Source organism: Thermus parvatiensis (genome assembly GCF_001535545.1).
GTDB lineage: Bacteria > Deinococcota > Deinococci > Deinococcales > Thermaceae > Thermus > Thermus parvatiensis.
In genome coordinates this window covers 1,009,936-1,020,060 of the sequence record NZ_CP014141.1, presented here as the reverse complement: position 1 = coordinate 1,020,060, position 10,125 = coordinate 1,009,936, and the positions used below count along the sequence as shown (strand labels likewise).

Genomic DNA, 10,125 nt, shown 5'->3' with positions numbered 1-10,125 from the left:
GGCCCCCGGCGGAAGCCGCGGTGGGGGATTTAGCGGGCGGCGTAGAGGGCGAGGGCGAGGAAGAGGAGGCCCCCTAGGCCGAGGACGAGGAGGGCCGCCCTGCGGCTTTTGGGAAGGAGGACGCCGAGGAGAAGCCCCGTGAGGCTGACCAGGGCGAGGAACAGGGCGGAGAGGTCTAGAAAGAGCTTCCACCCTCCGGGCGCGTCCCGCCCCTTGTGCAGGTCGTTGAGAACGGCCACGAGCCCGTAGTCGGTGACCACCATGCGGTAGGCCCCCGTCTTGGGGTCCACCTGGGCGTCGGCGGCGTAGCCGGGGGCGCGGAAGGAGATCCAGACCTCCTCCCCCGCCTCCCCGCGGTCGGCGACCCGCCCCCTGAGGCCCAAGGCCCTAAGGTCCTCCGCCAGGCGGAGCCAGTCCACGGCCTCGCCCTCGAGGTAAGGGGCCCCGGGGAGGGTCCCGGAAAGCTTCCTCGGGGCCTTCTCCCCGAACCACTCCGGGTGGTTCAGGGTGAGGCCGGTGGCAGTCCAGTTAGACGGCCGTTAAGCGTCCCCACCTGGGTTTCGCAGCATGGGGTGGCCTCAGCGCCCCCAGGGTAACCCCCGCCTAACCGGGCCGGTCCATACTGGAAGGGTGCAGGTGCTTCTTTTGGAGGACGAGCCCCGCCTGGGGCAGGCGGTGGCCCGGGCCCTCGCCGCCCAGGGCTACGGGGTTCGCTGGGCCAGGAGCCTGGGAGAGGCCCGGGAGGCCTTCCTGGAGCTGGAGCCCGACCTCATGGTCTTGGACGTGCGCCTTCCCGAGGACGAGGACGGCGGCTTCCGCTTCGCGGAAGAGGCGCGGGAAGCGGGCTACAAGGGGCCCATCCTCTTCCTCACCGCCCGGGACGCCTTGGAGGACCGCGTTTTGGGCCTGGACCTGGGCGGGGACGACTACCTGGTGAAGCCCTTCCACCTGGAGGAGCTTTTGGCCCGGGTCCGGGCCCTCCTCCGCCGGGCCTCGGAGGTGAAGGCCTCCCGGGTACGGCTTGGCCCCTTGGAGGTGGACCTGGCGGGGCGGGGGGTCTACGTGGCGGGCAGGCGGGTGGACCTCTCCCTTAAGGAGTTCGCGCTCCTGGAAACCCTCCTCCTCCACCCGGGCCGGGTCTTCGCCCCCGAGGAGCTCGCTGAGCGGGTCTTCGGCGACCCCGAAAAGGTGGGGGCGGTGAAGGTCTACGTCCACTACCTCCGGCAGAAGCTCTTCCCCGAGGTGGTGCGCACCGTGCCCGGAGGATACCGGCTCGGCCATGAGCCTTAAGGCGCGGCTCGCCCTCTTCTTCACCCTTTCCATCGGGCTCGCCCTCTTCTTCCAGGGGGCCTTGAGCTACGTGGCCTTCAAGGGGCTCCTGGAGGCCGACCTGGACCGCTCCCTCCTCTTCTACGCCCGCGCCCTCGCCGAGGGACGGCCTAGCCCCCGGGGCGAGTTCGCGTTCCGGCTCGTCCAGGGCGGGGCGGAGACCAAGAGCCCAAACTTCCCCGACCTGCCCCCCTCGCCCCGGGGCGGTACTGGAAGGAGGGGTGGCGGGTCTGGGTAATGGAGGCGCCCGGGGGCACCCTCACCGTGGCCCGGTACGAGCCCGAAGCCCTCCTGGCCCTCTCCCGCTTTCGCCTGGCCCTCTTCGCCTCGGGAGCGGCCCTCACCTTGGCCTTTGCCCTCCTCGCCGGGCACCTCGCCGGGGTGGCCTTGAGGCCCCTCTCCCGCCTCACGGAGGTGGCGCGGCGGGTGGCCGACTCCCAGGACCTCTCCCACCGGGTGCCCCCCGAGGGAGGCGGGGAGCTCAAGACCCTGGCCGAGGCCTTCAACCACATGCTGGAGCGCCTCGAGGCCTTCCTGGAGCGGGAAAAGCGCTTCACCCGGGACGCGGCCCACGAGCTCAGGACCCCGGTGGCCGCCGCTTTGGCCCAGCTGGAGGCGGCGGAAGGGGGCTACCTGTCTGAGGGCGAGGCCCTTCAGGCGACGAAGGAGGAACTCCTCCGCATGAAGCGCCTGGTGGAGGCCCTCCTCGTCCTGGCGAGGGAAGGCCGGGTGACGCCCGTGCCCTTGGACCTTGCCGCCCTCGCCCGGGAGGAGGCCAGGGCCTTCGGGGTGCCCTACCGGGGGCCCGAAACCCTCCCCTACGAGGGCGACCCCCTCCTCCTCGCCCAGGCCCTGCGGAACCTCCTCAGAAACGCGTTCCTCCACGGGGAGGGAAAGGGAGTGGAGGTGCGGCTTTCCCAGGAGGGGGAGGACCTCGTCCTGGAGGTGAAGGACGAGGGCCCGGGGATGCCCGAGGAGGCCCTGAAGGAGGCGGGCAGGCCCTTTTTCCGGGCCTCCCCCAAACCCGGGGAGGGCCTGGGCCTCTCCGTGGCCAAGAAGGTGGCCGAGGCCCACGGGGGTGCCCTCGTCCTCGTTCCCCGCAAGCCCACCGGGCTCACGGCCCGCCTCCTCCTGCCGGCTAACCCCCGGCTAACGGGGACGCCCTAGCCTTGGGCAGCGAGGAGGTGGTCGTTTGCGCAAGGTGTGGTGGATCCTTTTCCTCTCGTCCGCCCTGGCCCAGGGCGCGGAACTGGCCTCTTGGGTGCGGGAAAGCCCGGGCTACGCGGCCCTAAAGGCCCAACGCGCGGAGGCGGCGCTCGCCCTGGAGGCGGCCCGGGCCGGCCTTCTGCCCACCCTCGCCCCCCAGGTGGACTACGCCAAGACAAGCCTTTCCGAAAGCCTCTCCCTAGGCCTTGGGGGAAGCCTCGCCGTCCTACCCTGGAGCGACGCCCAGGACGCCTTGGCCGCAGCAGCGCGGGCGCTAAAGCAGGCGGACCTGGAACTCAAGGCAGAGGGGAACGCCCTCTTCCTGGAGGCCTTGGGCCGCTACCTCGAGGCCAGGCTGGCCGAGCTGGACCTGGCCCTGGCCGAGAAACGGGTGGCCCTAAACGAGGCCCAGCTCGCCGCGGCCAAAGCCCAGGAGGCCCAGGGACAGGCCACCTTCAAGGACGTGCTGGAGGCGGAAAGCGCCCTGGCGGAAGCAAAGGCGAGCCTCTTCGCCGCCCAGAACGCCCGGGCGCTGGCCTCGGCCCGTCTGGAAAGGATCCTGGGGCGGGCGGTGGCCCCGAAAGCCCTCCCCCTTCCCCAGGACCCCCCGAGCCTGGAAGAGGCTTTGGCCGCCCTGGAGAACCGCCCTGACGTCGCCCTGGCCAGGCTCCGGCTGGAGGAGGCCGAGGCGGCCCTGGCCCAGGCCTCCAGGGACCGGGCCCTTCCCCAGGGAAGCTTTTCCCTGAGCCTGGTCCAAGGGGGCTTGGACCTCAGCCTCAGCCTGGACCTGGGGGCGGGCGCCCTGGGCTACGCCCTGGGGTACACCGCCTTGGGCGCCGCCGAGGGCACGAGCCTCCGCGCCGGGGCCAGCCTTCCCCTCTTCGCGCCCGTCCAGGAGGCGAACCAAAAGGTCCTGGAAAACCGCGTGGCCCAGGCCAAGCTCCCCCTGGAAGCGGCCCTGAAGGACGGGGAGCTGGACCTCAGGCAGAAGCACCAGGCCCGGCTCCTCGCCGAAGCGCAGCTCGCCGCCGCGGAAACGTCCCTCAAGGCGGCCGAGGCCTCCTTGGAAACGGCGAAGAAGCGGCTTCAGGCGGGGACGGGGACCCGGCTCGAGGTCCTCCAGGCCGAGGTGGGCCTCCTCCAAGCGCAAAGGACCCTGGAGCAGGCGAAGGCGAACCTCCTCCAGGCCCACTACGCCCTCATGGACGCCATGGGAATAGACCTTTTGGGAGGTGAACGGTGAAGCGTTGGTGGCTTTTCTTGTTTTTCGGACTGGCCCTGGCCCAAGGCGCCCTGGACGCGAGGGAGGCGCTCCGCCTCGCCCTCGCGCAAAACCCCACGTACCAAAACGCCCGGGAAGCCCTGCAGACGGCCCAGCTTGAGCTGGAAGCCCTCAGGGCGGACCCAAGCACCCTCATCCTTCCGCTGACCCAGGCGGAGCACGCCCTCGCCCTCGCCGAGGTCCAGGCCAAGGCGGCGGCCCTCTCCCTGCTTGAGGAGGTGCTCTCCGCCTACACCGCCCTCGCCGAGGCCCAAGGCCAGGAGGCGGTGCTCCTCAAGAAAAAGGCGCTGCAAGAGCGGAACCTGGCCGTGGCCCGGGCGAAGCGGCAGGCGGGCAACGCCACCGAGCTGGAGGTGATCCGGGCCGAGGCCGCCCTCCGGCAGGCGGAGGAGGACCTGAAGGCCGCCCTCGCCCTCCGTCCCGCGCGGGTGAAGGCCCTGGAAGCGGCCTTGGGCAAAGCGGTGGACGAGCCCCGGCTTGCCCCTCCCCGAGCCCCAGGCTTTGGGGACGGAGCTTGAGGCCCTGCGGGAGGGCCTAGAGGAGCGGCTTCCCGCCCTCGTGCAGGCCCGTCAGAACCTGGCCCTCGCCGAGCTGGAGGTGCGCCTCGCCGACAACGACTACACCCCCCGGCTCACCCTGGAAAAGGCCCGGGCGAACCTGGAGAGTGCCCGCCGCGCCCTGGCGAACGCCCTGGCCCAGGCCGAGGCGAACCTGGAAAGCGCCTACGCGCAGGCCCAGGCCGCCTGGGGGCAGGTGGAGCTCGCCCGGGAAAACCGGAAGGCGGCGGAGCGCAGCCTGGAGAACGCACAAAAGGCCTTCGCCGCGGGAACCTTAAGCCAGGTCCAGCTCCTGGAAGCGGAGGTGGCCTTGGCGGAAGCGGACTTTGCCCTCCTCCAGGCGAAAAACGCCTACCTGAGGGCCTTGGCCGCCCTGGGCGTGGCCGCCGGGGTTGACCTCACGGGTCTCTTGGAGGTGGAGTGATGCGCGCCCGGCGGCTCCTCTGGATCCCCCTTCTCGCCGTTCTGGTCGCCCTCGGCTTCTTCCTCCTCCGCCCGAAACCGGAGGAAAGCCAGGCGACCGGCTTCCAAGTGGTGGAGGCGACGCGGGGCGACCTCCGGGTGACCGTCTCCGGCTACGGCTGGCTCTCCCCCTGGGAGACCCTGGAGGTCCGCCCCGAGATCACGGGGACCCTGGTCTGGCTCGCCGAGGAGGGCCAGGAGGTGCAAGAAGGCGAGGTCGTGGCGCGGCTGGACCCCACCCCCTTCGCCCGGGCCCTCGCCGAGGCCGAGGCGGAGGTGCGCCGCCAGGAGGCCAACCTGGAAAACGCCCGCCTCGAGGGGCAAAGCGCCCTCGCCTCGCTTACGGCCTCGGTAAAAAGCGCCGAGATCGCCTACGCGAACGCCAAGCAGGACCTGGAAACCGCCCGGCAGAACCTCGAGGCCACCCGGCTCGTCTACGAGGCGGGCGGGGCGAGCCGCCAGGACCTCCTCGCCGCCGAGGCCGCCTACGCCGCCGCCGAGCGGGCCCTGGAGAACGCCGGGGCGGCCCTGGCCGCACAGAGGAAGGCCTTGAACCTCCGCGAAGCCCAGCTCGCTAAGGAGCTTGAAGCCCTGCAGGAGGCCCTCCGCCAAGCCCAGCTCACCCTGGCCTCCGCAAGGGAGGACCTAGAGGCGGTGGAGGTCAAGGCTCCCTTCTCCGGGGTCGTCCTGTCCCAAGAGGCGAGCCTCGGCGCCCAGGTCTCCCCAGAGACCGCCCTCCTCACCCTGGGCGACCTCTCCGCCTTCCGCCTTGTACTCCAGGTGGACGAGACCGAGATCGGAGAGGTCCAGGTGGGGCAGAAGGTGGCCGTCACCCTGGACGGCCTCCCCGGCGAAACCCTGGAAGGGGAGGTGGTGGCCAAAAGCCCGAAGGCAGAACTGGTCAACAACATCCCCGTCTTTGAGGTCACCGTCCGCCTCCCCGCCGACCCCCGCCTCCGCCCCGGGATGAGCGCCGACGGGGAGATCGTCGTCCAGGAGGCTAAGGACGTCATTCTCCTGCCCAAGGGGGCTGTGCGCCGGGGGCCCAGGGGAGCGTCCGTCACCGTCCTACGCCCCGACGGCTCCACGGAGACGGTGCCGGTGCGCCTGGGCCTCGAGGACAGCACCCGGGTCGCCGTCCTCGAGGGCCTCCAAGAGGGGGACCAGGTGGTCCTCCCCCAGGGAACAGGGGGCTCCCGTGGCACGGGAAGCCCTGGCCCCGCTCGGCCCGGCCCCACAACCCCCATCCCCTTCGGGCCCCCGCCCGGGAGGTGAGGATGCTCCTCGCGCTCAAAGGGATCCGAAAGGTCTACCGCATGGGCGACGTGGCCTTCCCCGCCCTGAAGGGCGTGGACCTCGAGGTGGAGGAAGGGGAGATGCTCGCCATCATGGGCCCCTCGGGTAGCGGGAAGAGCACCCTCCTCCACATCCTGGGCCTCCTGGACCGACCGACGGAGGGGGAGTACGTCCTCATGAACCGGCCGACCTCGAGGCTCGCCGAGGACGAGCGGGCCTTCCTGAGGAACCGCTTCATCGGCTTCGTCTTCCAGGCCTTCTTCCTCCTCCCCCGGCTTTCCGCGCTGGAAAACGTGGAGGTGCCCCTGGCCTACGCCGGGGTACCTCCCGGGACGCGGAGGCGGCGGGCCTTGGAGCTTTTGGAGCGGGTCGGGCTTTTGGAAAAAGCGAACAACCTGCCCAATCAGCTCTCCGGCGGCCAGCGCCAGCGGGTGGCCATCGCCCGGGCCCTCGCCCTGAACCCGCCCCTCCTCCTCGCCGACGAGCCCACGGGAGCGCTGGACACGCGGACCGGCGAAGAGGTCCTCGCCCTCTTCCAGGCGCTAAACCGCGAGGGCACGACGGTGGTGATCGTGACCCACGAGCCCCACGTCGCCGAGAAGACGAACCGGATCGTCCGGGTCCTGGACGGGGAGATCGTCGCCGACGAAAGGAGGCGCCATGGCTGAGGAAAAACGCATCGGGCTTAGCCTCGCAGAGACGCTCCGCATCGCCTGGAAGGCGATCGCCGCAAACCCCCTTCGCTCCGCCCTGACCGCCCTCGGCGTGATCATCGGCGTGGCGGCGGTCGTGGCCCTCACCATGGTGGGCCAGGGGACGACGCGAAACGTCACCCAGCTCCTGGAGGGCCTCGGGACAAACCTCCTCACCGTGGGACCGGCCCAGGGGAACCGGGGCCCGGGAGGCGGCCTGGTGCGGGCAGGAGGTCCCGAAACCATCCCCCTCTCCGACGCCTACGCCATCCAGGAGGCCTTCGCCGAGGAGGTGGTGGGCGTGGCCCCGGTGGCCCAGGGGCGGTTCCAGATCCGCAGTGGGAGCACGAACTTCCAGGCGACGGTGGTGGGCACCTGGCCGGACTTCGCCAAGGTGCGGAACGCCGAGCCCGAGAAGGGGAGCTTCTTCACCTGGGACGACGTGACCGCCAAACGGCGGGTCGCCGTCCTCGGCTACGGCGTCGCCGAGGACCTCTTCGGAACCGACGACCCCCTGGGGCAGCGGATCCGCATCAACGGGATCCCGTTCACCGTCGTCGGCGTCCTCCCGGACAAGGGGGACCAGGGCTTCGTCAGCACGAACTACCAGGTCTTCGTGCCGCTTTCCACCTACCTGCAACGCCTCGCCAGGCCCGAGGCCGGGGAAGCCAAGGTGAACACGATCTACCTCCAGGGCGCAAGCCGCGACCGGCTCAAGGACCTGCAGGAACGGCTCACCCGCTTCCTCGCCGAGCGCCACGGCCTGACCGACCCAAACGACTACGACTTCTCCGTCGCGAATCAGCAGGACGCCCTGGAGAGCGTGAACGCCACGACGAGGACCCTCACCCTCTTCCTCGGGGGGGTCGCGGCGATCAGCCTCCTCGTCGGAGGGATCGGGATCATGAACATCATGCTCGTCTCGGTCACCGAGCGGACGCGGGAGATCGGCGTGCGCAAGGCCCTGGGGGCGCGGCCCCGGGACATCCTGGCCCAGTTCCTCGCCGAGTCCGTCGTCCTCTCGGTCGGCGGGGGCACGCTCGGCGTCGTGCTGGGCCTGGGCCTCGCCGGGGCCGTGGGGCGGGCGCTCACGGTCACCCCGGTCTTCTCGCCGGGAAGCGCGGTCGTGGCCTTCTTCTTCGCGGTCCTCGTTGGGATCTTCTTCGACCTCTACCCCGCATGGAGGGCCGCCCGGCTGGACCCCGTGGAGGCCCTGCGCTATGAGTGACGCCCTTTCTCCCGGGCCCGGATGACCCAAAAGAAGCCCCCAGGGAACCTCTTGCCGGGGCCCCCATCCGGACCCCAGGAAGCCGAGATCCCTCGGAACCCAAGCGCCCTGAAGGACGGGGAGTTGACGCGCTGGGGAAAGGGCGCTTAGCCTCAGGGAAGAAAGTATGCGCTTGCTTTCAGAGGGGGACCCCATCCAGCGCCGCCTCTTCCAAGCCGCCTTGGAGCTCCTCGCGGAGCGGGGCTACCGCGGGGCCACCACCCGGGAGATCGCCCGGCGGGCGGGGGTGAGCGAGGTGACCCTCTTCCGCCGCTTCGGTTCTCATCTCCACCCTCGCGCGGACCCAGGTGCAGGCCGTCTTCGGAACCTACGCCTACGGCTTCCCCGCCATCTTCCTCTCCGGCTTCGTCTTCCCTATAGAGGGCATGCCCCCCTTCTTCCAGGCCCTCTCCTACCTGGTCCCCGCCCGCTACCTCATTGAGGTCCTGCGGGGGGTGATGCTCAAGGGGGTGGAGTGGGAGGTCCTCTGGCCGGATCTCCTGGCCCTGGCCCTTTTCGCCGTCCTCGTCCTCTTCCTGGCCTCGGTCCGCTTCAGGAGACAGGTGGCGGTATGAAGGGAAAAGCGGTTTTCCTCACGGTTCTTCTAGGTTTCGCCCTCGCCCAGGGCCGCCTCGAGGCCGGCCTCTACGCCGCGCCCCCGGGGCTCGCCCCGGCCCTCGAGGCCGGCCTCTCCCTGGAGGAGGGGGAGGTCTTCCTCCGCCTGGCCCCCTTCCGGGCCGCCTTGGGCTACGGGGGAAGCCTCGCCCTGGGGCCCTTAGGCTTCTTCGCCTTCGGCCTCCAAGGGGAGGTGGGGGAAGGGGGCCCCGGCGGGGTGGCCTACGGGGAAGGGGGCGCGGGGCCCTTCGCCCTGGAGGGGCGGATCGGCTACCGGCCTAAGCGGGCCCTTCCCCTCTTCCCGGAGGAGGGCCTTTTCGGCAGGCTCGCCCTGCGCTACCGCCCGGCCCCTAAGGAGGTCCTGGGCCTGGAGCTCGCCCGGGCCACCCCCCCAGGCCCCTCTCCTTCGGGCTCCAGCCGGGCCTTTCCCCCTGGCGCCTGGAGGGAAGCTACGCCTTCCGGGAAGGGGCCACCTATACCTTTGGCGCGGGCCTCGCCCCGGGGCCCTACGCCCTTTTGGGTTGGAAGGGGGAGGTGGGGGAAGGGGGCGAGGTGCTGGAGCTTTCCCTCCGCCTCGGAGGGACAAACCGCCTCGAGGGGGCCCTCTTCTTAGGGGAAGCTAGCCTCTTCCTCACCCTCTCCTACCCTTGGGCGGGTAGCGTGGTGGCGTGGCTTGGGGACCTGGGCCTGGAGGCGGGGTACGAAGGCGCCCCCTACGCCTGGGTCCGCTACGCCTGGAGGTGGCCATGAGAAAGCTGGCGGCGTTTTTGGGTTTGGTCGGGTTGCTCTCCCTAGGTCTGGCGCAGTCGGCGCAGGAGATCCTGGACCGGGTGGAGAAGAACCTCTCCACCCCCTGGCAGGCCACGGTCCAAGGCCGGATCCAAGGTCCGGGCGGAGAGGAGGAGCTCCTTGCCCGGGTGTACGCCCTGCCCCAGGCCCGGCTCTTCCGGGTGGAGTTTTTGAAGCCGGGCTCCCTGGAGGGGAACTTCACCGTGATCACCGAGAAGGAGGTGTGGAATTACCTCTACCTCACCAACCAGCTGGTCATCTCCCCCAGGGAGAAGGCCAAGATCCAAGGCCTGGGCTTCGCGCCCCAGGGCTTGGGCGACCTGAAGGCCCTCTCGGAGCAGGTGAACCTCCGCCTCGAGGGCGAGGTGCGCCTACCGGAAGGGGTGGCCTGGAAGCTCGTGGGCCGAAGCAAGGAAAACCAGGGCTTCGCCGCAATGGAGCTATACATCCTCAAGGCCGACCCCAGGCCCCTTCGCTTCGTCTTCCTGGACGAGAAGGGAAAGGTCCTCGCCGACCTCAAGGTGGTGGAGTTCAAGCGGACCAACCTCACGGAGGCCCAGCTCAAGCGCTACCCCAAGGACGCCCAGGTGGTCCGCCGCTAAAAACCGGCTCCCCCCGCCCGAGGGCGGG

9 protein-coding genes and 4 pseudogenes are annotated in these 10,125 nt (G+C 70.5%); 12 read left to right on the top strand and 1 reads right to left on the bottom strand.

Annotation, left to right across the window (positions count from 1 at the left end):
* Positions 1 to 29 precede the first annotated feature (29 nt).
* Positions 30 to 506, bottom strand: a complete 477-nt coding sequence (locus AV541_RS05670; RefSeq protein ID WP_060384456.1) for a PepSY-associated TM helix domain-containing protein — start codon at positions 504 to 506, stop codon at positions 30 to 32.
* Between the two features lie 124 nt (positions 507 to 630).
* On the opposite strand from AV541_RS05670, the gene AV541_RS05665 reads away from it, so the two are divergent.
* The 12 genes and pseudogenes from AV541_RS05665 to AV541_RS05615 all read left to right on the top strand — a co-directional run bounded on the left by AV541_RS05665 (position 631) and on the right by AV541_RS05615 (position 10,097).
* Positions 631 to 1,290 (top strand): response regulator transcription factor, encoded by a 660-nt coding sequence (locus tag AV541_RS05665; RefSeq protein WP_060384455.1) that lies wholly within the window; start codon positions 631 to 633, stop codon positions 1,288 to 1,290.
* Positions 1,280 to 2,496 (top strand): annotated as a pseudogene (locus AV541_RS05660) (sensor histidine kinase). The gene AV541_RS05665 and the pseudogene AV541_RS05660 overlap by 11 nt, the downstream one beginning before the upstream one ends.
* Positions 2,497 to 2,530: 34 nt before the next feature.
* On the top strand, positions 2,531 to 3,778 hold the full coding sequence (locus tag AV541_RS05655; RefSeq protein ID WP_244880643.1) for a TolC family protein: 1,248 nt from the start codon (positions 2,531 to 2,533) through the stop codon (positions 3,776 to 3,778).
* Positions 3,775 to 4,335, top strand: a complete 561-nt coding sequence (locus tag AV541_RS12295) for a TolC family protein (RefSeq protein ID WP_244880464.1) — start codon at positions 3,775 to 3,777, stop codon at positions 4,333 to 4,335. Before AV541_RS05655 ends, AV541_RS12295 begins: the two co-directional genes overlap by 4 nt.
* Positions 4,295 to 4,798, top strand: coding sequence for a TolC family protein (locus tag AV541_RS12290; protein WP_244880463.1), 504 nt, complete (start codon positions 4,295 to 4,297; stop codon positions 4,796 to 4,798). The genes AV541_RS12295 and AV541_RS12290 overlap by 41 nt, the downstream gene beginning before the upstream one ends.
* The gene (locus tag AV541_RS05645) at positions 4,798 to 6,111 is read left to right on the top strand and encodes an efflux RND transporter periplasmic adaptor subunit (RefSeq protein WP_060384453.1); all 1,314 of its coding nucleotides are present in this window, start codon (positions 4,798 to 4,800) and stop codon (positions 6,109 to 6,111) included. The genes AV541_RS12290 and AV541_RS05645 overlap by 1 nt, the downstream gene beginning before the upstream one ends.
* A 2-nt stretch (positions 6,112 to 6,113) precedes the next feature.
* The gene (locus AV541_RS05640; RefSeq protein ID WP_060384452.1) at positions 6,114 to 6,800 is read left to right on the top strand and encodes an ABC transporter ATP-binding protein; all 687 of its coding nucleotides are present in this window, start codon (positions 6,114 to 6,116) and stop codon (positions 6,798 to 6,800) included.
* Positions 6,793 to 8,052, top strand: coding sequence for an ABC transporter permease (locus AV541_RS05635; protein WP_060384451.1), 1,260 nt, complete (start codon positions 6,793 to 6,795; stop codon positions 8,050 to 8,052). Before AV541_RS05640 ends, AV541_RS05635 begins: the two co-directional genes overlap by 8 nt.
* 166 nt (positions 8,053 to 8,218) lie before the next feature.
* A pseudogene (locus AV541_RS11075) lies at positions 8,219 to 8,374 on the top strand (helix-turn-helix domain-containing protein); the annotation flags it as partial.
* Positions 8,355 to 8,666, top strand: a pseudogene (locus AV541_RS11070) (ABC transporter permease); the annotation flags it as partial. The pseudogenes AV541_RS11075 and AV541_RS11070, both read left to right, overlap by 20 nt.
* Positions 8,663 to 9,456, top strand: a pseudogene (locus tag AV541_RS05620) (hypothetical protein). The pseudogenes AV541_RS11070 and AV541_RS05620, both read left to right, overlap by 4 nt.
* Positions 9,453 to 10,097, top strand: coding sequence for an outer membrane lipoprotein carrier protein LolA (locus AV541_RS05615; protein WP_060384449.1), 645 nt, complete (start codon positions 9,453 to 9,455; stop codon positions 10,095 to 10,097). The pseudogene AV541_RS05620 and the gene AV541_RS05615 overlap by 4 nt, the downstream one beginning before the upstream one ends.
* The last annotated feature ends 28 nt before the right edge of the window (positions 10,098 to 10,125 follow it).